This window comes from Pseudohalioglobus lutimaris (assembly GCF_002866825.1).
In the GTDB taxonomy this organism is placed as follows: domain Bacteria; phylum Pseudomonadota; class Gammaproteobacteria; order Pseudomonadales; family Halieaceae; genus Halioglobus; species Halioglobus lutimaris.
Genome location: NZ_PKUS01000034.1, coordinates 1 through 21,508 on the forward strand (window position 1 = coordinate 1; position 21,508 = coordinate 21,508).

Genomic DNA, 21,508 nt, shown 5'->3' on the forward strand with positions numbered 1-21,508 from the left:
ATCTGTATTTTAACTATTTTATTATTTTATAGGGATTGCCCAGGGTGACATTGCATGCCGACTGCACGGTCAAACGCAGAAGTGAACTTTTACTCGCGCGCCGAATCTCATGAAAAGCCCCCGACCGCCTTGAACCGACCACGGGGAACGGTACACTTAGTCACTGCTTCGCATAACATTGGTAGATAACATTTTGAGCACTTTACCCCTCTTGAAGACGCTTGGTCGCTGCGCAACCCTGGGCCTGGTACTTTCCGCCTTCGCGGTGCCTGCGGCAGCGGTTATTGAATACACGGAAAGCCAGCGCGACACCGCGATAGAACTGGTTGAGCAACTGGAGGAACGTCACTACTCCAAGCTGGCCTACGATGACAAGCTGTCGTCCCAGCACCTCGATGCCTACATCGAAAGCCTGGACGGCAGCAAAATGTTCTTCACCGCCGCCGACATCAAGGAATTCGAGCAGTACCGTTCGGTGATGGACGACCAACTGCCGGAGGGAAACCTCAGTGCCGGCTTTACCATCTTCAATCGTTTTCAGGAGCGCCTGCAGACCCGCCTGGAGTCCGTCATGGAGACACTCCCGGAGACCATCGCAGCCATGGACTTCAGCGTGGATGAGTATTATGAACTGAGCACCGATGATCGTGAGTGGGCTGCCGACATGTCCGTGCTCGACGAGCGCTGGCGCAAGCACCTCAAAAACCAGGTATTGAGCCTGAAGCTGGCAGAAAAGGAAGCTGAAGAAATACCCGAGACCCTGTCCCGCCGCTATACCAACCAGTTAAAACGGGTGAATCAGTACAACAACCAGGATGTCTTCCAGATTTACGCCAACGCGCTGACCGAGCTATATGACCCCCACACCAACTATTTTTCACCGCGCCGTTCGGAAAATTTTAATATCAATATGAGCCTTTCCCTGGAGGGGATTGGCGCCGTGCTGCAGGCGGAGGATGAATATACCAAGGTTGTTCGCCTGGTCCCCAAAGGACCGGCAGACAAGCAGGGAGACTTGCAACCCTCGGACCGCATCGTCGCTGTAGGCCAGGGTGAAGACGGCGAAATGGTCGATGTCATCGGCTGGCGCCTGGATGAGGTTGTGCAACTCGTGCGCGGTGAAAAAGGCTCTACCGTGGTGCTTGAGGTTCTTCCCGCCAAGTCCAAGACCACAGACGAACGCAAGCGGTTCGCAATTGTGCGCAACGAGGTCAAACTGGAGGAACAGTCCGCCCAGAAACGCGTACTGGAAGTCCCCAACGGCGATCAGACGTTGAAAGTGGGCGTGATCGATATCCCTGCCTTCTACATCGATTTCGAAGCCATGCGACGCGGCGACAAGGACTACAAAAGCACCACGCGGGATGTTAAGAAGCTATTGCTTGAACTGCAGGAAGAAAATGTCGATGGCCTGGTAATAGACCTGCGCAACAATGGTGGCGGTTCACTGCAGGAAGCCAACGAGTTGACCGGCTTGTTTATCGAGTACGGCCCCACCGTTCAAATCAGGCACTCATCTCGTCGCGTGTGGCGTGACGGCAAGCGGCTCAAGAGCGACTACTACGAGGGCCCCCTGGTAGTGCTGATCAACCGTCTCAGTGCCTCGGCGTCGGAGATTTTCGCCGGCGCCATCCAGGACTACGAGCGCGGCATCATCGTGGGTGACCGCTCATTCGGTAAAGGCACCGTGCAGACGCTGACACCGCTCACCGAGGGCCAGTTAAAAATCACCGAGAGCAAGTTCTATCGCATCTCCGGTGACAGTACACAGCACCGCGGTGTCGTGCCGGATGTCAACTTCCCTACCCTGTTCGATACCGAAGAGATTGGCGAAAGCGCACTGGATCATGCGCTCAACTGGGACCAGATCAATTCAGTGCGTCACCGGCGCTATGATGACCTCAGCAGCGTATTGCCGCACGTAACGGAGCTCTTCAAGGAACGCAGCCACAATAACCCGGACTTTTTATTCCTCGAGGACCAGATCGCACTCGCAGCCGATGCACGCAAGGTCGAACGCCTGCCGCTGAAAGAGGAAATGCGGCTCGCCCTGCGCGAGAGCCAGAAAGAAAAAGCGCTGCAGATCGAGAACAAGCGCCGCAAAGCCAAGGGTGAGGAACTGCTGACATCATTGGATATGGATGAAGAAGAGAGCGAAGATGCCGACCTTGAAGTAGAGGCAGAAGAAGCGGACGACCCGGCTGCACAGACCGATGAAGATACGCCCGATGTGCTGCTCACCGAAGCCGGCAACGTGCTGGTCGACGCCCTGGTTCTAAAGCAGCAACGCTTTGCTGTACACGCAGCGAAAAAGGAATAGCAGAACACACCTAGGCGCAAGAAGCAGGACTGGTGAGCGTTTCAGTGCTCACCGAACCATGATAGCTGTTCATGCAAGCTCACCACATTACCGACGATAATCAGGGTCGGTGCTTTGGGCTGTTCCCGCGTCACGATGTCAGCCATGGTCGCCAACGTGCCGGTAATAACGCGCTGTTCGCTGAGCGTAGCCCTCTCTACCAATGCCACGGGTGTATCTGCTCGACGGCCATGCACTTGTAACTGCTTACAAATCACCGGCAAGCCTATCAGCCCCATATAGAACACCAGCGTCTCTGACTCGGACTGGAACGTCGACCAGTCCAGATTGGTGCTGCCATCCTTCAGGTGGCCGGTGACAAAACGCACAGACTGGGCGTGATCCCTGTGGGTCAGCGGAATCCCTGCGTAACAGGCCGCCGCATTACCCGCGGTAATCCCCGGCACCACCTGGAACGGTATCCTGTGCCGTGCAAGCAGTTCGATTTCTTCACCGCCGCGACCAAATACGAAAGGGTCACCGCCCTTGAGACGCACTACCCGCTTGCCCTCGAGCGCCAGATCCACCAGCAGCTGGTTAATCTCCCCCTGGGGCACCGCATGGTCATCGCGTCGCTTACCCACATAGATACGATCCGCGTCGCGTCGCGCCATCTCCAGAATGGGCCTGGCGACCAGGCGATCATAGAGCACCACGTCAGCTGACTGTAACAGGCGAGCTGCTTTGAACGTCATCAGGTCCGGGTCACCCGGACCGGCACCAACCAGGTAGACCTCGCCGCAGCTGAGTCCCTCAGTGTCCTCTAGCATCTCATCCAGCAATTCGTTGGCACGCGCCTCGCGTCCTGCCAGTACTTGCTCGCCAACTGCACCGCCCAACATTCGTTCCCAGAACAAACGACGCGGACCCTCTTCAGGGATAGCCCGCTTCACTCGGCTTCGCAGCCCCCCGGCGTACTCCGCCAGACGGCCATAGGCGGCGGGCAGCATTGCGTCAAGGCGATGACGCAGTTGGCGCGCCAGAACGGGACTGGTGCCACTGCTACTGATGGCGACGATCAAGGGATCGCGATCGACAATAGAAGGGAAGATAAAGGTGCACAGCTCTGGTGCATCAACCACGTTTACCGGGATGTTCAGGGACTGCGCCTGGGCAGAAACCTGTGCATTGATGGCAGCGTCGGGCGTTGCCGCTATAACCAGGTAACGCCCGTGCAAGTCTGTTTCCCGGTACACTTGCGGCTGCCACGTGCCACCGTGACTGGCGAGCAGTTGTTTGAGTTCATCGGTGATCTCCGGGGCGACAACCGTAAGATCTGACCCGGCCCGCAGCAATAGCCTCGCCTTGCGCGTGGCAATGCTACCTGCTCCGACCAGCAAGACCGGGGTATTGCGCAGTTTCAGGCAGACGGGCAGATACTGCATTCAGCCCCCGATCGCCTCACTACCACCCATGTATTGGCGCAACACTTCGGGCACTGCAATGCTGCCATCGGCCTGCTGGTAGTTCTCCATGATCGCCACCAGCGTCCGGCCGACCGCCAGGCCGGAGCCATTGAGTGTATGCAGCAGCTCCGGCTTTCCGGTTTGCGGATTGCGCCACCTGGCCTGCATACGCCTGGCCTGGTAATCGCCGAAGTTACTGCAGGAGGAAATCTCCCGGTAAGTGTCCTGTGCGGGCAGCCACACTTCCAGGTCGTAAGTCTTGCGCGCAGAAAACCCGATATCGCCGCCACAAAGAATAATCTTGCGATACGCAAGCCCCAGCAGCTGCAGCACAGTTTCCGCATGACCGGTGAGCGCCTCCAGCGCCGCATCAGACTGCGAAGGCCGCACCATTTGTACCAGCTCTACCTTCTCAAACTGATGCTGGCGGATAATGCCGCGTGTGTCCCTGCCGTAACTGCCGGCTTCACTGCGAAAGCAGGGTGTATGACAGGCGAAACGCACACCCTCCTCACCCAACTCGGCATCTTCAAAGATGCGGTCGCGCGCCACATTGGTGACCGGTACTTCGGCAGTGGGGATCAGGTAGTAGCCTTCTTCACCCTCAAGCTTGAACAGGTCTTCCTCAAACTTGGGCAGCTGCCCTGTGCCGCGCAGCGAGTCGCGGTTGACAATATAAGGCACATATATCTCGCGGTAGCCGTGCTCCGTAGTGTGCAAATTGAGCATGAACTGGATCAATGCGCGATGCAGGCGAGCCAGGTCACCGTACATCACGTTGAATCGTGAACCAGTGATCTTGCCGGCTGTTTCAAAGTCCATCTCTCCAAGCGCCTCGCCCAGCGCAACGTGATCTTTGACCTCAAAATCAAACGCCGCCGGATCGCCCCAGCGCGAGACTTCCTGGTTGTCTTCTTCAGAGAGACCCTCAGGCACCTCTTCGGCTGGAACATTGGGCATAGACAACAGCAGCTCTTCCAGTTCAGCCTGAACAGTCCGGGCCTGCGCCGTGCGCTCCTCTAATTGCGCCGCAATTTTTTCCAGCGTTTCGTTGACCTGTGCCTTGGCATCATCAACGCTCATGCCCTGACCGATCAGCGCGCCGATCTGTTTGGACGCTGACTTGCGCTCAGCCAATAAAGCCTGGCTTTCTACGTCAGCCTGCTTGCGGCGTGCATCCAGCGCGGTGAACTGCGCCACATCAAATGAGTAACCGCGCTTGGCCAGTGCCTGCGCTATTGCATCGGGATCCTGCCTGACGGCCTTGATGTCCAACATGTCTCAATCAATCCTGTATTCGTTATATCGAAGTCATTAGCCCGGCCCTAGACCAGTGCGCGGGTAAGGTAAATAGAAATGCCTGCCATCAACACGCAGGCTAGCGCGCTGGTTACCATGTAGCCGACCGCGTGGACCACATGTCCCTCTTCCAGCAAGGTGATGGTCTCCAGTGAGAATGTGGAGAACGTGGTAAAGGCGCCAAGGAAGCCGACCATGAGCACGCCACGCCAGTCGGGGTGCACGACCTGCTTTTCAATCAGTACAAACACCACGCCTATCAGCAACGAGCCCAGCATGTTCACCAGCAATGTCCCAACAGGCCACTTTCCTTCCCACAGGACGTGGGCCCAACCGGAAAGCAGGTAGCGCGAGACAGCGCCGCAGGCGCCGCCCAGGGCAATGAACAGCAGGTATTTCATAGTCGTGAAGAGGTGGTTCAGTCGTAGCGGCGTATTGTACTGCTTTTGTCGCGTTCGCGCAGGTACTGCAGTTTCTCTGAGATTTTCTTTTCCAGTCCCCTGTCCACCGGCTCATAGTAGCGTTGATCCTTCAGCTCTTCCGGGAAATAGTTCTCGCCGGCAGCGTAACCACCTTCCTCGTCATGGGCGTAACGATACTCTGCGCCATATTCCATCTCTTTCATCAGCCGGGTGGGCGCATTGCGCAGGTGCAGGGGCACTTCCAGGCTTTCCCCGGCAGCCACCTCTGCGCTGGCCGCCTTGTAGGCCATGTAGACCGCGTTGCTCTTGGGGGCACAGGCCAGGTAGACGATTGCCTGGGCTATGGCCAACTCCCCTTCCGGGCTTCCCAGACGCTCCTGTACCTGCCACGCATCGAGGCACAGGGTCAACGCACGGGGGTCGGCGTTGCCAATATCCTCGCTGGCCATGCGCACAACCCGCCTCACTACATACAGGGGATCACAGCCGCCGTCGAGCATGCGGCAGAACCAGTACAGGGCGGCATCTGGCGAGCTGCCGCGAACCGCCTTGTGCAGGGCACTGATATGGTCGTAAAAAAGATCCCCACCTTTATCAAAGCGCCGCAGCGATGCCTGCAGCACTTCGTCCAGTGTTTGCTCGGTAATGTTGCCGTCCCTGGCCAGGTCAGCAGCAAGCTCCAGCAGGTTGAGCGCGCGGCGTGCGTCACCATCCGCCTGGGAAGCGATCAAGCTCAAACAGGCATCACTGGCAGATACCCCCGCGCCCAGTTCCGCTAAACCGCGCTCCAGAACACCCTGCAACTCAGGGCCTTCCAGCGCCCGCAGCTTGTAGACACGGGAACGGGACAATAGCGCGTTATTCAATTCAAACGAGGGGTTCTCGGTGGTGGCACCAATAAAAATCACGGTGCCGTCTTCGACATAGGGCAGGAATGCGTCCTGCTGTGACTTGTTGAAACGATGGACCTCGTCAACGAAGAGCACGGTATCGCGCCCGCTGGCCTTGTGTTGCCGGGCCTGGGCGACAGCGTCACGTATTTCCTTGACGCCGGAGAGCACGGCCGACAGCTGCAGGAAATGAGCGTCCGCCGCCTCGGCGGCGATGCGCGCCAATGTGGTCTTACCCACACCCGGCGGACCCCAGAAAATCATTGAATGCAACTGGTGCCGCGCAATCGCCTCGTATAGCGGCTTGCCGGGCGCCAATATGTGCGACTGGCCGGCGTAATGGCTCAGGCTGGTGGGGCGCAGGCGCGCGGCCAGAGGTTCGTAGCCGGCGCTCGCTGCGCCAAACAGGTCACTGCTCATGATAGAACAGGTCTGCATCCTCGGGTGGCACAAAACGAAAATCAGCAGGTGCCTGCGATGACTGGTCGTCAACCTCACTGAACTCTATGAACAGGCGTTGGTTGAGATTGTCGAGGATTTCCATACCGCCGATCTGGTCTGCGGCAAATATGAGCGTAAGCTCCTTAAAACCCGGGTTCCCGGCAGTAGGCTCGAGTCGGAAACGGCCTTTGCCGGTAACACTCACTTCAAACTTCTCACCCAGCAGCGACGAGTCCCCGGCGAGCACCTGCAGCGGTGACATGTCATCTGTGCCGGCCACAGGTCGGCGAGTCACGGTCTCCAGGTCACGATCGTGGTGCCAGAGGTATTCGCCATCGGCGATAATCAACTGGCTGTCGGGAGTTTCAATCTCCCAGGCGAAGTAACTTGGCTTCAGCAGCCTGAAGCGGCCGGTGCTTGTCGATACGGCCTGTTCTGATTGCTCTGCGTACTGGGTTTGTGAAAAGCGACCCTGTAGCTGCTGCAGCGTCTGCAGCTGCCCAGACAGCTGATCTGTAGCGCTCTGGTCGGCATGAACAGGCGCTATGACCAGGCCCAGGCCCAGGGCGGCAAGCGTAAAAAGTGTCTTGATCATGTTGCTGTCAGTCTTCCACTGGTGGAGGAGCCAGCACTTCACGCTGGCCATTGGTGCCCATCTCGGTTACCACACCCGCGGCTTCCATCGCTTCGATGAGGCGTGCGGCGCGGTTGTACCCGATGCGCAGCTTGCGTTGCACGCTGGAGATGGAGGCACGACGACTCTTGCAGACGTAGTGCACTGCCTCATCGTACAACGCATCACTTTCATCATCTTCGTCCGACGAACTCGCCTTAAGTTCCCCGGCGGTGACCGGCGTCTGCCCGCCCTCATCGAGAAGGCCGTCGATATAAAGAGGCTGACCGCGTTTTTTCCAGTCCGCAACAACCCTGTGTACTTCCTCGTCGGAACAGAATGCGCCATGAACCCGGTTGGGCACGCCTGATCCCGGTGGCAGGTAAAGCATATCGCCGTGACCCAGCAGCTGTTCAGCACCACCCTGGTCGAGAATAGTGCGCGAGTCCACCTTCGAAGACACCTGGAAGGCGATACGCGTTGGCACGTTGGCCTTGATCAGCCCGGTAATCACATCCACTGAAGGACGCTGGGTCGCCAGTATAAGGTGGATGCCGGCCGCCCTGGCCTTTTGCGCGATGCGGGCGATCAGCTCTTCCACCTTCTTACCCACAATCATCATCATGTCGGCGAATTCATCGATCACCACAACAATGGATGGCAGCTTCTCCAGCGTCGGCGCGGTTTGCTCTTCATCGGTCTCCGCAAAGATGGGGTCCGGCGTCCACAATGGATCGGCGATGGGTGTACCGGCCTTGATGGCATCGAGAATCTTGCGGTTATAGCCCGCCAGGTTACGGACACCCATTGCCGCCATCAGCTTGTAACGCCGCTCCATCTCCGCCACGCACCAGCGCAGGCCGTTGGCTGCGTCCTTCATATCGGTGATAACCGGCGTCAACAAATGCGGAATACCGTCATAGACAGAAAGCTCCAGCATTTTGGGGTCTACCAGAATCAGCCGCACGTCGTCCGGGCCAGACTTGTACAGTAGACTGAGCAACATGGCGTTGACGCCCACCGATTTACCCGAGCCCGTGGTGCCTGCGACCAGCAAATGCGGCATCTTGCCCAGGTCAGCCACGATAGGCTGCCCTGAAATATCATGTCCCAGCGCCAGCGTGAGAGGCGACTTGGACTGGTCGAATGCCTTGGAGGCGAGGACCTCGCGGAAATTAACGACTTCCCTGTCCTCGTTGGGAATTTCGATACCCACTACCGACTTGCCCGGAATCACTTCCACCACGCGCACAGAGATCACCGCCAGCGAACGCGCAAGGTCCTTCGCCAGGTTGGAGATGCGTGAAACCTTGACCCCGGCGGCGGGTTGGATCTCGAAGCGGGTAATAACGGGGCCAGGGTAGACCGCTACGACCTCGGCGGTGACGCCAAAGTCGGCCAACTTCAGCTCCAGCAACTTGGACAGCGCCTCCAGCGCTTCCCGTGAATACCCCTTGCTCGGGTCCTTTACCTCGGCGTCCAGCAGTTCCAGTGGCGGCATCGCACCGGTGACCGGTACATCGAACAGCGGCTGCTGTTTTTCCTTTTCAATACGCTCGGACTTCTCCGCTTTCGGCTTGAGCGGCTTTATCTTCGGCGGCTTGCGCTTTTTCTCTTTCTCCACGTGCTCCTCTATCACCACCTTGCGCGCTTCAACCGCCCTGTCTCTTTCACGCTTGTCACGGAATTCATCGAAGGTCTTCTGCGCCCACGTCCTGGACTGCTCGTAGGCGTTGATGGCCCATTGCCCAAGGCGGTCCATCAATTTCAACCAGCTGAGATCGGTAAAGATAGTCATGCCGAAGAGGAATACGGACAACAGGATGAGACGACTGCCCACCGCACTGAAGGCGGCGGTAAACGAGCCACCTATGGACTGACCGAGAATGCCGCCGGCTCCCTGGGGCAGTGGTGAACTTCCACTGTCGTTCATCGCCGCCAGAGCAGTGCCAGCGATCATGACCAGCACCAGGCCCAGGGAACGGATACCAAAGGTGAGCCAGTCAAGGCCATTCCCCTCATTCCGTTCCAGCAGGATAATCAGGGCTCGATAGGCCAGCATCACAGGGAACAGGTAGGCGGCGTAACCCACCAGGGAAAAAAAGACATCTGCCAGCCAGGCACCGGTGGGACCACCGAGATTGGCAATACGGCCGCCGCCACCGCTGGCGGACCAGCCCGGGTCCTGTGAACTGTAGGTGATCAGTGCCAATAAAAGATAGAGGCAGACGGCGCTGACCCCGATAAAGGCGCCCTCGCGGAGTCGTGACCCCATAATTGATTCAGTGTTTGTCGTGTCTGGCACGGCTGTTGTGGTCCTTCCCCGCTATTACATCCGCACTATAGAACGCCACTACAGCGTTTATAGCAAGGAGCAATTGTCACCTTATTTTGTAAAAAATTCAAAGACTTATACGTGTTTATTAGAAACATACTAGCCTTTGCCGGAATTCGTTGTTTACAGTACCATAGTCGGCCTTGATTTAAGGGTGCAGTTTGCCACGCGAACCACCCACAGACTAGAAGGAACCACAACTGATGAGCGAAGCACGCCACATCCCCCTGATCATCCTTGGCAGCGGCCCAGCGGGCTACACTGCGGCCGTTTATGCCGCTCGCGCCAACCTGAACCCGGTGGTGATAACCGGTATGCAACAGGGTGGGCAACTCACTACCACGACTGAAGTGGAGAACTGGCCCGGTGGTCACGCAGAGCTGCAAGGTCCGGAGTTGATGCAGGATATGCAGGTTCATGTTGAACGTTTCGGTACCGAGGTCGTTTTCGACCACATCGATGAAGTTGACCTCAACGCCCGGCCCATGACGCTTAAAGGCACAGCGTCGTACACCTGCGACGCAATGATCATCGCTACCGGTGCTTCCGCACAGTATCTTGGCCTGCCCTCTGAAGAGGCGTTTATGGGCAAGGGCGTCAGTGCCTGCGCAACCTGCGACGGCTTTTTTTACCGGGGTAAGAAGGTCGCGGTCATCGGCGGCGGCAATACCGCAGTCGAAGAAGCCTTGTACCTCGCCAATATCGCCGAACACGTTGTGGTTGTTCACCGTCGTGACGCCCTGCGCTCGGAAAAAGTCCTGCAGGACAGGCTGTTCCAGCGAGAGAAAGAAGGCAAGGTGACGATAATGTGGGATCACGTCCTGGATGAAGTCCTTGGTGACGACAGCGGCGTGACCGGCATGCGCGTCAAGTCAGTGAAAGATGACAGCACCACCGACATTGACCTGGCCGGCGTTTTCATCGCCATAGGCCACAAGCCGAACACCGATATCTTCGCATCACAGCTAGAGATGAAAGATGGCTATATCGTGATCAAGAGCGGTCTCGAAGGTAATGCCACCAGCACCAGCGTGCCGGGCGTGTTCGCCGCAGGTGACGTGGGTGACCACATCTATCGCCAGGCGGTAACCTCGGCTGGCTTCGGCTGCATGGCGGCGCTGGACGCTGAAAAGTACCTGGACAACCTGTAAGCGAGCGGAGTCTGGTGCGCGCCCTGCCCCAACTCCATCATAGCGACGCCTTCCCGCCCACCAGTGAAGCACTGGACTATCCCAACGGCCTGCTCGCGGTGGGTGGCGGGCTTTCTGCGAGCCGGCTGACAGACGCCTATCGCAGGGGTATATTTCCCTGGTACGAAGAGCCCCAGCCGGTCCTCTGGTGGACCCCGGATCCACGCTCCGTGCTTTTTCCCGAACGCCTGCATATCTCCCGCTCGCTGCGTAAAACCTTGCGCAAAGATGCCTTCAAACTCTCTGTCGACCAACACTTTGAAGTGGTAATGCGCCGCTGCGCACAACTGCGGGGCGACGGTCTGGGCACCTGGATAGGAGACGACATGCTGGCTGCCTACTGCGACCTTCACCACATCGGTCATGCTCACTCGATTGAGGTGCTCAACCAGCAGAACGAACTGGTGGGTGGGCTCTACGGTATTGCCCTGGGTCGGGCATTCTTCGGCGAGTCCATGTTCAGCGCAGAGACCGACGCATCCAAGGTTGCGTTGGTGGGATTGATCGATATTCTGTCGCGGGGTGGTTTTCGCCTTGTGGATTGCCAGGTGGAAAGCGAGCATTTGAACTCACTTGGGGCCATTAACATCAGCAGACTGGACTTCGAGGAGCTCCTTGCCCAAACTGTAGATATTGCCCATGACCCGGGCATATGGCACCTGCCTGCGACTTGCGGAGAACTTCTGTGACTTCTTCACTGCGGGACCTGAAGGTCTACACGACCTACCCCCACAGCTGCAGCTACCTGGAAAACCGGGAAGCAACCACCCTCTTTGTCGATCCCCGGCAGGAAGTCGATCAGTCGTTGTACAGCAACCTCTCCGTCCTCGGTTTCAGGCGCAGCGGCAATCACCTGTATCGCCCCCACTGCGAAGGCTGCGAGGCCTGTATTCCCGCTCGCATCCGGGTTGACGCTTTCTCTCCCAACCGCACCCAGCGACGCAACAGTGCGCGTAACGCAGACCTGGAAGTAGAATTGACCGCCGACATCCGCGACGAGGCCTCCTTTGAGCTGTATCGCCGCTATATCGAACAACGCCATCACGACGGCGACATGTACCCTCCCGACCGCGAGCAGTATCTCTCTTTTCTCGATAATGCATGGGAGTGCACGCGCTATTTTCGCTTCTATGACCAGGGCAGGCTCACGGCCGTATCGGTAGTGGATGAGCTGCTTGACGGCCTGTCTGCGATCTATACATTCTTTGACCCGGCGGCTGACAAGCGCAGCCTGGGGCGCTATGCCATTCTGTGGCAAGTTGAAAAGGCCAGGGAACTGGGTCTGGAGTATCTTTACCTCGGGTACTGGATCAAGGGTTGCCGCAAGATGGCTTACAAGTCCGAATACCGCCCACTGGAAATCTACATCAACGGTCGCTGGTCTATATTGACCTGACCGCACCACCCCACCCGCACGCCCAGTATTACCGTTAAATAAAGTAGCAACGGCCATGCGTTTAAGGCAAAATGCGCGCTGATTTTTATTGAGGAATGCCACTACATGGCAAAGGAAGACCAAATTGAGATGGAGGGTGAGGTGATTGACACCCTGCCCAACACTACCTTTCGCGTACAACTGGAAAATGGGCACGTTGTGACTGCGCATATCTCAGGGAAAATGCGCAAAAACTACATTCGTATTCTCACCGGCGATAAGGTTCGTGTTGAACTGACGCCCTACGACCTGACCAAAGGCCGTATTACCTACCGCGAGCGCTAGACAGCGGTACCTGCATTCCCCGGTGATGCCTGATACGCCGGGTCCGCACTGAGAAAATCCTCCAGAAACCACGCCGCAAAGGTATGGCGCCCGTCCAGGCTGGACTTGGCGTAAATGGAAGAAGCCTGCTGGCGCACTGTCTTTTCCCGGGTGTCTCGCACCACAGCGATCTCCCTGAAGCTCAAGCCCTTGAGTAACAGCATAGCGACTTGCTGTTCGCTAAGCGTCAGCCCCCAGTCCAAAAATTGCTGATGTATGGTTTCACTGAAACGGCTGCGTGCCCGCCGCATGTCTTCGGTAATTTCCTGTAGCTGCTGGTCTGTGCTGCTCAGGCTATGGGCCAGCGCCCTCATCTCGAGGCTGCTACGGCGCATCTCCCAGAGCAGGTAAACACAACCGATCCCGGATACCACCACGATCATGCTTTCCTGAATGATGTGCCACTGCGGCACACCCAGGGTGATATCTACCATCACATCCAGGGCATTGAGCGCCATAATCACACCGAGCACGGCCGCAATCAGATAATTCTTCATTTTTCTATGATAAACAGGGACTTAAAAAGATGTCGGACAAGTGTACCACAGCCCCCTCCGCGACACTTGCCGGATGTCTCGCGACCGGCTTGTGGCTATACTGCGGGCAATGAAACCACATACCCAAAGCTGGCCAGCTGCCATATGGACTGCTGCACTGGCACTGACTCTGTCAGTGACGGGCGTGGCGGCGGAACAGGGAAAATATGCGACAGACGTCAGCTTGTCCGACCTGCTGGAGGCCACTGCTGGCAGGCAGCCTGGCAAGCAGCGTAACGCATCGGACGCAGCACCGTTTCGCACCTCAACCTGGCTGGCCGCCCTCCCCTCGGTAGCGGTGAGTTATCTGCGCAGCGATGAAACACAGGGTACCGATGAAACCGAACTGAGCCTGAACCTGCCGATGAAATCGCCCTATCTTGCAGAGCAGGACAAAGCCCTGCGGCAGCTTGGGGAGGCGCTCGCCGGGGCAGAGACAAGGCGCCGCTCGCTCTACTTCTCCGGGATGTTGCGCGAGACGCTCTGGTCAGAACGGATCGCCAGCACCCGGGTTCGCTATACGGCGGACAAGATCGAGGAACTCGACAGGCTTTACCGCCGGCAGCAGGCCCTGTTTGAGGCCCGGGCGAGCAATCGCTACAGCCTGTTACTGCTGCGCCAGGAACTCGCCGACGCCCGGTTGTTACTGGCTGAGCAGGAACTGGAATTGCGGCGCTGGCGGCAACGCTACCGAGAACTGACCGGCATGGGCAATCTGCCGCGTGACATCGCCGAGCCGGAATCACCCACCGGCGAGGCCTGGCAGACACACCCGGCCCTGGAGATGCTCACTCTGGGCTGGCAGCGGCAGCGACTACTGATCGCCGCAACAAGCACCAGGGCCGGCAACTGGAACCTGGCCCTGCAGGCCAAGCAGCTCGACAATCCTGCCTTTGAGGAGAACCAGTACGGCGTGGCTATAGAGATACCCCTGTCGGTGCTGGCAACCGCAGGCGAGTCCAGTAACAGCGAGTGGCGCGAGAGTAACCGCCGATACTGGCAGGAACGTGATGAGTTGCAGCTACAGCTCGCACGTAACTGGCAGGAGTTGGTCGCCGAATCACGCTACCTGCAACAGCGACAAACCCTGCTGCAGGAAGCCGCTAGCGCCAGTCATGAACTGCTGGGCGAGACTCGCCTGCTCGCTGCAGAGAACGAACTCGCACGCGAAGTCTGGGTGCGCCGGGTACTGGGCGACCTCGATAAACAAGCCGAGTCGGCTATCAATCAATTGCTCATTGGCCAGAATCGCGCCATGAGACGGCAAGCAGCAGGTATACCACTTTGAAACACGCACAGGTGTTGACCCTCATATCCCTACTACTTGGGGTCGGCGTGAAGGCGCAATCCATCAGCCTTGAAGACCTTGGTGCGCTGCAGTTGACCTACGCAACAGCGTTGGCTGTCGACAGCTATCCTGGCAGACCCATGGCAGCGCGAGTCGGCTTTCGCCCCGGAGAGGCGCTCAGCCTGGTTGTGCCGGTGCGGGTTCGTCAGACTACCTACCAACACCCACCCGGCACAGAGGTCGAGAAAGGCGACAGGATTGCATTGCTCAGCGGCCCTGAAATACATCATTTTAATACCGCTTTCCAGATGCTCGCAGACCGGCTGGATATCGCCGAGCGGCGCTTCAACAGCAATCGCACACTCTATGCACGTAAAGCTATCGACGAAAGCCGCTGGGTAGAAATCAGCGAAGCCTACTACGCGCTGCAACTCGAATTCGAGCATATGCGTCACTTTCATCAACTGCTGGAACCGGCAGGGGAAGAAGACAGCATGTGGTTGACGTCGCCGGCCCCCGGCCTGCTTGACTACCGACAGCCGCAACCCGGGATGGCGGCGGGCACTGAACTGGCGCTGATTATTCCAATACAGGCACTGCGACTACAGGTGGCTGTGCCCCTGGCGCAGCGTGAAACAGTGGCCGCGCTGGCGTTTGGCGACTGTGAAGTTCCCGTTGCAATGGTGAGCGGCATTGCCCACGAGTATTTCGTAGAGGCCTGGAGCGAGGTACTCAGTGCCAGTTGTCGGCGCCTTCCCGGCGAGCGACTGATGGTCACACCGGTGATGGCCGCAACGGGCTACAGCATCCCCCGCAGAGCAATAATGCAATGGCAGGGTGAGACAGCTGTGCTGATCCGCCAGGCCGGCAGCCTGACGCCGGTGACGGTAGAATTACTGACCACGGCAGACGACCACTATATCGTCAGCAGCAACGTCAGTCTTGACGGGCAGCGGGTACTCAGCACTTCGGTAAGTGCAGTACAGGGCATCCTCATGGGGCTGGGAGGCGAGTAGCCATGCTGGAGGCCATCATCCGCTTTTCTCTGACGCAGCGCCTGTTTGTGCTGATGCTGACCGCCGTGTTGTGCGCGCTGGGCATACGTGCCTGGCTGCAGATCCCCATCGATGCCTTTCCGGATATATCGCCCACCCAGGTCAAGGTCATCCTGAAGGCCCCGGGTATGACAGCCGAAGAAATCGAGCAGCAGGTGACCCAGCCTATCGAAACGGAACTGCTGGGCATACCGCAGCAGCAGATGCTGCGCTCCACCACCAAATACGCCATATCCGACATAACGCTGGACTTCACTGATGGCACGGACATCTACTGGGCCCGCCAGCAGGTCAACGAGCGCCTGACCAGTATCTGGGACGCGTTGCCCGAGGACATCAGTGGTGGCATAGCACCGATGAGCACACCACTCTCAGAAATGTTCATGTTCACCCTGGAAAACCCGCAGCTCTCACTGCTGGAACGCCGTGAACTGCTTGACTGGGAGGTGCGTCCGGCACTGCGTGCCGTTCCCGGCGTTGCCGATGTGAACGTGCTGGGTGGCTACGCCAAGACTTACCAGATCACGCCTCACCCGGCTGCCATGGCTGAACTGGGCATCAGCTTCGAGACACTGCAGAACACGCTGGTGCGCAACAACCTCAATGCGGGAACAGGCAGAATCGTGCAGGGTAACGATGTCTTGATCGCGCGCGCTTCGGGGCGACTAACGTCGCTGCAACAGATACGCGACCTGGTTGTCAGCAGCGCCGACCACCAGGTATATCGGTTGGACGATATCGCTACAGTAAGCATCGGCCACCTCAGCCGTTACGGTTCTGTTACCCGGGACGGAAAGGAGACCACCGAGGCACTGGTAATCGCGCTGAAGGACAGCAACACAGCGCAGGTGGTCGGCGCGGTGAAAGCAAAACTGGCGGAGCTGGAGCCCGCGCTGCCGCCGGGCACCGAGCTGAATGTGTTTTACGACCGCGCGGTGCTGATCAATACCGCGGTAGACACACTGTCCACTGCGCTGCTGCAGGCGGTACTCATCGTCATTGCACTGCTTGCAATCTTTCTGGGTGACTTCAGGGCCTCGCTGGTGGTATCGCTATCGTTACCCCTGGCGGCGCTTGCCACCTTTCTCCTCATGGAGCAGTATGGACTTTCCGCCAACCTCATGAGCCTGGGCGGCCTGGTTATCGCCATCGGTATGATCGTGGACTCTTCCGTGGTGGTAGTAGAAAACATCGCCACGCGCCTTGCTGAGAAACCGGGCCTGCCGCGACTGCACCTGGTCTATCGTGCCGCCAAAGACGTGGCCGTCCCCGTGGTGTCGGGAACACTGATAGTCCTGATCGTATTCTCTCCGCTACTGACGCTGATCGGGCTGGAAGGCAAGCTGTTCACCCCCGTTGCCATGACCATCGTATTCGCCATGGTTTCTGCGCTGGCGCTCTCACTGACGGTCATCCCCGTACTGGCCTCGCTGTTACTCACCGGTAACGCCAGCAAAATGCCCGGGCATATCCTGGCCTTGCAACGCGCTTATCGGCTGAGCCTGAAGCGCGTGCTGGACGCCCCGGGAGTGCTCCTGTCTGTGCTGGCCGTTCTGCTGACGGTAAGTGCGCTACTGTTTGGCTTTATTGGCAAAACATTCATGCCGCCACTGGATGAGGGAGACCTGATCGTCCAGTTGGAGAAGTCGCCGAGTATCTCCCTGCAGGCTTCAACCAGGCTCGACAAGCAGGTCGAGTTAGCGCTGCTTTCCCGGGTCCCGGAGATTAGGCAAATCGTGGCCCGCACCGGCTCTGACGAAATTGGCCTGGATCCCATGGGACTCAATGAAACGGATATTTTCATGGAGCTCAATCCCAGACACACCTGGCGCTTTGATGACAAGGAACAGCTAATAGGCGCGATCCGTGAAGTGTTACTGCAGTTTCCCGGTATCAACTTCGGTTTCACCCAGCCGATTGAAATGCGTGTGTCAGAAATGCTGACGGGCTCCAGCGGAGACCTGGCGATCAAAGTGTTTGGCAACGACATTGCCACCCTCGCCGGCCTGATAGATCAAATACAGCACCTGACCCGCGCCATAGAGGGTGCAGTGGATGTGCAAAGTGCCGTTGTCGAGGGTGGTCGATTTCTCGACCTGCAACTCCGGCAGGAGCTGGCTGATCGCCACGGCATGTCCGTTGAGTCACTGGGACGTTATGTCAAAGCGCAGTTGGAGGGCGTGATGGTTTCTGAAATCATCGATGGAAAAAAGCGTTTTCCGTTGGTGATTGCGAGCCGTGGCAGTGTGAATGACCCCTCCTCCAGCATCGCTGCACTGCAGCAACAATTAGTGGTGATGCCCGATGGGACGCTGGCACCGTTGCAAGCCATAGCCGATATCAGCTTCCGCGAGGGCCCACTGCTCATTGAACGGGAGCGCGGCAACCGCTTTGGCGTGGTGACCAGTAACGTCAGCGGCCGCGACATTGTCGGCTTCGTAGAGGAACTGGCCAGCGCCATAGCTGAGCAGATTGCCTTGCCGACAGGCTATTACGTGGATTTTGGAGGCGAGTTCGAGAACCAGAGAAGAGCCACCAACAACCTGATGATGGTCGTGCCGGTCGCCCTGTTGCTTATCCTGGTTATTCTGTTTACAACCTTCGGTTCAATGAAGATGGCGGGGCTGATTCTGGGCAATATCCCCTTCGCCCTGATGGGCGGTGTAGTGGCGCTGTTTATCAGCGGGGAATACCTCTCCGTTCCGGCGTCCGTTGGCTTTATCGCCCTGCTGGGCATCGCGGTGCTCAATGCCGTGGTCATGGTGAGCCACTTCGAGCAGAGCCGCAGCGTCATCATGGATTGCTCTACGCGGGTACTTGAAGGCGCCGTTAAACGACTGAGGCCCATCCTGATGACCGCCACCACGGCCATGTTCGGCCTGTTGCCACTGGTGTTCGCCAGCGGCCCGGGAGCCGAGGTCCAGCGCCCGCTGGCAATCGTGGTGATTGGTGGCCTGGTCACTTCAACCGTGACAACCCTTTTCCTGCTGCCCCTCGCATACCGCTGGCTGGAGAAGAACAAATGATTGAAGAACAGTTACTTACCGTTATATTCTCAGATGAAATCAAGGATGATATCGTGGACAGCCTGATCGCGATGGAGGCGTTATCGGGGTTCAGTTTGAGCCGCATAGACGGCTATAGCCGCCAACACAGCCAGTATGACGTGAAGGAACAGGTAGCGGGTTACCGGCAGATGTGGCGGGCCGAAGTCGTGCATCGAGTTGAGCAACAGGTGGCCCTGTTACGCTCCCTTGAAGAAACCGCGAGGGCAAGTCACCTGCGCTACTGGGTCACGCCCCTGAGTGCCAGCGGCACGCTGGGCGCGGCACAGGAGGTACCTTAACCCGCGGCCCTGACGCCTTTCGGAGCCCCGGAAAACCGGCGCTAGGCCAGCGCGCCCTCGGCCTCTTCCACGACAACGTCGAGCCTGTCCTCCGCCGCATTGAGACGCACTTTGGCGGTGCCGCCCGATCGGGCCAAATCACCGAACAGGACCATTTCCGCCAGGGGCTTCTTGATGTGCTCCTGAATGACACGCTCCATCGGTCGGGCGCCCATATGGCGGTCATACCCTTTCTCCACCAGCCAGAGCCTGGCGTCCTCGTCCACGTCCAGCGTGACGCGTTTTTCGTCCAACTGGCCTTGTAGCTCGGTGAGGAACTTGTCCACCACGGTGAGGATAACGTCTTCGCCCAGCGGCTCGAACTGCACGATCGCATCAAGTCGATTGCGGAATTCAGGCGTGAACATGCGGTTGATCGCTTCCATACCGTCGGTGCTGTGATCCTGCGTGGTGAAGCCAATCGTGCGGCGGCTGATGTTTTCGGCCCCTGCGTTGGTGGTCATCACCAGGATGACGTTGCGGAAATCCGCCTGACGACCGTTATTGTCGGTCAAGGTGCCGTGATCCATGACCTGCAGCAGCAGGTTGAACACTTCAGGGTGTGCTTTTTCGATCTCATCCAGGAGCACGACAGCATGGGGGTGCTTGGTGACAGCATCGGTGAGCAGTCCACCCTGGTCAAAGCCCACATATCCAGGGGGCGCGCCAATGAGCCGCGACACCGTATGCCGTTCCATGTATTCGGACATATCAAAGCGGATCAATTCCAAACCCAACTGCATGGCCAGCTGCCGTGTGACCTCCGTCTTGCCCACGCCAGTGGGGCCCGCCAACAGGAAGGAACCGATAGGCTTGTCGCCGGACTTGAGACCAGCTCGCGCCAGCTTGATCGATGTGGAAAGACTGGAGATCGCCTTGTCCTGGCCAAATACCACCATCTGCAGATTCTGCTCCAGCTTCTGCAACACGCCCTTGTCGTCGGAACTGACCGTTTTCGGGGGTATACGCGCAATCTTGGAGATCACCGACTCTATGTCGCCGACACCAACGACCTTCTTGCGCTTGGAGGGCGGCTGCAACTGTTGAAACGCACCGGCCTCATCAATCACATCGATGGCCTTGTCGGGGAGGAAACGATCCGTTATGTATCTCGCCGAGAGATCCGTGGCGACTTTCAACGCTTTGTCTGTGTAGCGCAGGCCGTGATGCTCTTCGAAGCGTGACTTCAGCCCCTTGAGAATCTTGTAGGCGTCCTCGGGGCTGGGCTCAAGCACATCCACTTTCTGGAAACGGCGACTGAGGGCTTTATCCTTGTCGAAAATTCCGCGGTATTCCTGGAAAGTCGTAGAACCCACGCAGCGCAGTTTGCCTGAGCTGAGCAATGGCTTGAGCAGGTTGCTGGCATCCATTACCCCGCCGGAGGCAGCACCCGCACCGATAATCGTATGTACCTCATCGATGAACAGAATGGCGTGATCACGTTTCTTTAACTCAGCCAAAAGACCTTTGAAGCGCTTCTCGAAGTCGCCCCGGTATTTGGTGCCCGCAAGCAGTGCGCCCAGGTCCAGGGAGTAGACCACTGCGTCCTGCAGCATTTCGGGCACATCGCCGTCGACAATCTTCTTCGCCAAACCCTCGACGATGGCAGTTTTGCCCACGCCGGATTCGCCTACCAGCAGCGGGTTGTTCTTGCGTCGGCGAGCGAGAATCTGGGCCACCCGTTCTACCTCCGGCCCACGTCCGATCAGCGGGTCGATATGTCCCGCCTCCGCTTCCCGATTCAGGTTGGTCGCGTAGCTGTCCAGGGGATTGCTCTCCCCCTCCTCGGCACCGGCGCTGTCATTTTCGAGTGACGGGGGTACCTCGCCGCCCAGCTCATTCTCTCCACCCACCTTGGAGATGCCGTGGGTGATGTAATTCACCACATCCAGACGAGCGATGTTCTGCGTTTTCAGGAAGAACACGGCCTGGCTTTCCGACTCACTGAATATCGCCACCAGCACGTTGGCGCCCGTCACTTCACTTTTCCCTGAGGACTGCACATGAAAAACTGCACGCTGCAGTACACGCTGAAAACCCAGGGTGGGCTGTGTGTCGCGGTCTTCGTCATCCTCGGCAATCAACGGGGTCGTGGCGTCGACAAACTCCACCAGGTCACCGCGCAGACCACCTATATCCGCGCCACAGGCTTTCAACACGCGTATCGCGTCATTGTTGTCCAGTAAGGCGAGCAGCAGATGCTCCACCGTCATGAATTCGTGGCGTTTGGCGCGCGCGCTTCGAAAAGCATCATTCAACGACTGTTCCAAATCCTTGCTCAGCATACTCTAACTCCTGGGCCTCAGCCCTCTGATGCCTCGATTTCACACAGCAGGGGGTGCTCGCAATCCCTGGCGTACTGGTTTACCTGCGCCGCTTTGGTCTCGGCGATATCACGGGTGAAGATCCCACATACACCCTTACCCTGGGTATGAACCGTCAACATCACGTGAGTAGCCTGCTCGCGATTCATGCGGAAGAACGTCTCCAGGACCTCCACGACAAACTCCATCGGTGTGTAGTCATCGTT

General features: G+C 58.1%; 18 protein-coding genes. 9 read left to right on the forward strand and 9 right to left on the reverse strand.

Features of this window, described 5'->3' with window-relative positions:
• Positions 1-193 precede the first annotated feature (193 nt).
• On the forward strand, positions 194-2,320 hold the full coding sequence (locus tag C0039_RS18120) for a carboxy terminal-processing peptidase (RefSeq protein ID WP_243391660.1): 2,127 nt from the start codon (positions 194-196) through the stop codon (positions 2,318-2,320).
• A 41-nt stretch (positions 2,321-2,361) separates the two neighbouring features.
• On the opposite strand, the gene cysG is transcribed toward C0039_RS18120, so the two are convergent.
• The 6 genes from cysG to C0039_RS18150 are packed head-to-tail and all read right to left on the reverse strand — an operon-like array spanning position 2,362 to position 9,705.
• A complete protein-coding gene (cysG, locus tag C0039_RS18125; RefSeq protein ID WP_101518877.1) occupies positions 2,362-3,744 on the reverse strand; it encodes a siroheme synthase CysG in 1,383 nt (460 codons plus the stop codon).
• Complete coding sequence (serS, locus tag C0039_RS18130; RefSeq protein WP_076001391.1) at positions 3,745-5,043, reverse strand: serine--tRNA ligase; 1,299 nt, start codon at positions 5,041-5,043, stop codon at positions 3,745-3,747.
• Between the two features lie 47 nt (positions 5,044-5,090).
• A complete protein-coding gene (gene crcB / locus C0039_RS18135) occupies positions 5,091-5,465 on the reverse strand; it encodes a fluoride efflux transporter CrcB (RefSeq protein ID WP_076001392.1) in 375 nt (124 codons plus the stop codon).
• A gap of 17 nt (positions 5,466-5,482) precedes the next feature.
• Positions 5,483-6,796: a replication-associated recombination protein A gene (locus tag C0039_RS18140; protein ID WP_101518878.1), complete on the reverse strand. Its 1,314-nt coding sequence runs from the start codon at positions 6,794-6,796 to the stop codon at positions 5,483-5,485.
• Positions 6,786-7,412 (reverse strand): outer membrane lipoprotein periplasmic chaperone LolA, encoded by a 627-nt coding sequence (lolA, locus tag C0039_RS18145; RefSeq protein ID WP_165787182.1) that lies wholly within the window; start codon positions 7,410-7,412, stop codon positions 6,786-6,788. Before lolA ends, C0039_RS18140 begins: the two co-directional genes overlap by 11 nt.
• Positions 7,413-7,419: 7 nt before the next feature.
• A complete protein-coding gene (locus C0039_RS18150) occupies positions 7,420-9,705 on the reverse strand; it encodes a DNA translocase FtsK (protein ID WP_076001394.1) in 2,286 nt (761 codons plus the stop codon).
• 263 nt (positions 9,706-9,968) lie between these two features.
• Here C0039_RS18150 and trxB point away from each other — a divergent pair, with 263 nt between their 5' ends.
• The 4 genes from trxB (at position 9,969) to infA (ending at position 12,675) form a co-directional block, all read left to right on the forward strand.
• A complete protein-coding gene (gene trxB, locus C0039_RS18155) occupies positions 9,969-10,916 on the forward strand; it encodes a thioredoxin-disulfide reductase (RefSeq protein ID WP_101518880.1) in 948 nt (315 codons plus the stop codon).
• A gap of 14 nt (positions 10,917-10,930) precedes the next feature.
• The gene (aat, locus tag C0039_RS18160; protein WP_101518881.1) at positions 10,931-11,644 is read left to right on the forward strand and encodes a leucyl/phenylalanyl-tRNA--protein transferase; all 714 of its coding nucleotides are present in this window, start codon (positions 10,931-10,933) and stop codon (positions 11,642-11,644) included.
• Positions 11,641-12,351, forward strand: a complete 711-nt coding sequence (locus C0039_RS18165) for an arginyltransferase (RefSeq protein ID WP_101518882.1) — start codon at positions 11,641-11,643, stop codon at positions 12,349-12,351. The genes aat and C0039_RS18165 overlap by 4 nt, the downstream gene beginning before the upstream one ends.
• Positions 12,352-12,456: 105 nt before the next feature.
• Complete coding sequence (gene infA / locus C0039_RS18170) at positions 12,457-12,675, forward strand: translation initiation factor IF-1 (protein ID WP_027948202.1); 219 nt, start codon at positions 12,457-12,459, stop codon at positions 12,673-12,675.
• Here infA and C0039_RS18175 read toward each other — a convergent pair.
• Positions 12,672-13,211: a helix-turn-helix transcriptional regulator gene (locus C0039_RS18175; RefSeq protein WP_076001398.1), complete on the reverse strand. Its 540-nt coding sequence runs from the start codon at positions 13,209-13,211 to the stop codon at positions 12,672-12,674. The genes infA and C0039_RS18175 overlap by 4 nt on opposite strands.
• A gap of 109 nt (positions 13,212-13,320) precedes the next feature.
• Between C0039_RS18175 and C0039_RS18180 the strand changes: the two genes are divergently transcribed.
• Genes C0039_RS18180 through C0039_RS18195 form a run of 4 tightly spaced genes read left to right on the forward strand, consistent with a single transcriptional unit; the run spans position 13,321 to position 18,939 of the window.
• The gene (locus C0039_RS18180) at positions 13,321-14,538 is read left to right on the forward strand and encodes a hypothetical protein (RefSeq protein ID WP_101518883.1); all 1,218 of its coding nucleotides are present in this window, start codon (positions 13,321-13,323) and stop codon (positions 14,536-14,538) included.
• Positions 14,535-15,554 (forward strand): efflux RND transporter periplasmic adaptor subunit, encoded by a 1,020-nt coding sequence (locus tag C0039_RS18185; RefSeq protein ID WP_101518884.1) that lies wholly within the window; start codon positions 14,535-14,537, stop codon positions 15,552-15,554. The genes C0039_RS18180 and C0039_RS18185 overlap by 4 nt, the downstream gene beginning before the upstream one ends.
• A gap of 2 nt (positions 15,555-15,556) precedes the next feature.
• Positions 15,557-18,619 carry an efflux RND transporter permease subunit gene (locus tag C0039_RS18190; protein WP_101518885.1) on the forward strand — a complete coding sequence of 1,021 codons (3,063 nt, stop codon included), beginning with the start codon at positions 15,557-15,559 and terminating at the stop codon, positions 18,617-18,619.
• On the forward strand, positions 18,616-18,939 hold the full coding sequence (locus tag C0039_RS18195; protein WP_101518886.1) for a DUF3240 family protein: 324 nt from the start codon (positions 18,616-18,618) through the stop codon (positions 18,937-18,939). The genes C0039_RS18190 and C0039_RS18195 overlap by 4 nt, the downstream gene beginning before the upstream one ends.
• A gap of 41 nt (positions 18,940-18,980) precedes the next feature.
• Here C0039_RS18195 and clpA read toward each other — a convergent pair whose 3' ends face one another.
• On the reverse strand, positions 18,981-21,263 hold the full coding sequence (gene clpA, locus C0039_RS18200; RefSeq protein WP_101518887.1) for an ATP-dependent Clp protease ATP-binding subunit ClpA: 2,283 nt from the start codon (positions 21,261-21,263) through the stop codon (positions 18,981-18,983).
• A 17-nt stretch (positions 21,264-21,280) separates the two neighbouring features.
• Positions 21,281-21,508 (reverse strand): ATP-dependent Clp protease adapter ClpS (clpS, locus tag C0039_RS18205; RefSeq protein ID WP_101518888.1); only part of this gene is annotated, 228 nt, incomplete at its 5' end.

Excerpts from the sequence above, each read along its gene's own strand:
- cysG (WP_101518877.1), bottom strand. The coding sequence starts at position 3,744 with ATGCAGTATCTGCCCGTCTGCCTGAAACTGCGCAATACCCCGGTCTTG.
- serS (WP_076001391.1), bottom strand. The coding sequence starts at position 5,043 with ATGTTGGACATCAAGGCCGTCAGGCAGGATCCCGATGCAATAGCGCAG.
- crcB (WP_076001392.1), bottom strand. The coding sequence starts at position 5,465 with ATGAAATACCTGCTGTTCATTGCCCTGGGCGGCGCCTGCGGCGCTGTC.
- C0039_RS18140 (WP_101518878.1), bottom strand. The coding sequence starts at position 6,796 with ATGAGCAGTGACCTGTTTGGCGCAGCGAGCGCCGGCTACGAACCTCTG.
- lolA (WP_165787182.1), bottom strand. The coding sequence starts at position 7,412 with ATGATCAAGACACTTTTTACGCTTGCCGCCCTGGGCCTGGGCCTGGTC.
- C0039_RS18150 (WP_076001394.1), bottom strand. The coding sequence starts at position 9,705 with ATGGGGTCACGACTCCGCGAGGGCGCCTTTATCGGGGTCAGCGCCGTC.
- trxB (WP_101518880.1), top strand. The coding sequence starts at position 9,969 with ATGAGCGAAGCACGCCACATCCCCCTGATCATCCTTGGCAGCGGCCCA.
- infA (WP_027948202.1), top strand. The coding sequence starts at position 12,457 with ATGGCAAAGGAAGACCAAATTGAGATGGAGGGTGAGGTGATTGACACC.
- C0039_RS18175 (WP_076001398.1), bottom strand. The coding sequence starts at position 13,211 with ATGAAGAATTATCTGATTGCGGCCGTGCTCGGTGTGATTATGGCGCTC.
- C0039_RS18180 (WP_101518883.1), top strand. The coding sequence starts at position 13,321 with ATGAAACCACATACCCAAAGCTGGCCAGCTGCCATATGGACTGCTGCA.
- C0039_RS18190 (WP_101518885.1), top strand. The coding sequence starts at position 15,557 with ATGCTGGAGGCCATCATCCGCTTTTCTCTGACGCAGCGCCTGTTTGTG.
- C0039_RS18195 (WP_101518886.1), top strand. The coding sequence starts at position 18,616 with ATGATTGAAGAACAGTTACTTACCGTTATATTCTCAGATGAAATCAAG.
- clpA (WP_101518887.1), bottom strand. The coding sequence starts at position 21,263 with ATGCTGAGCAAGGATTTGGAACAGTCGTTGAATGATGCTTTTCGAAGC.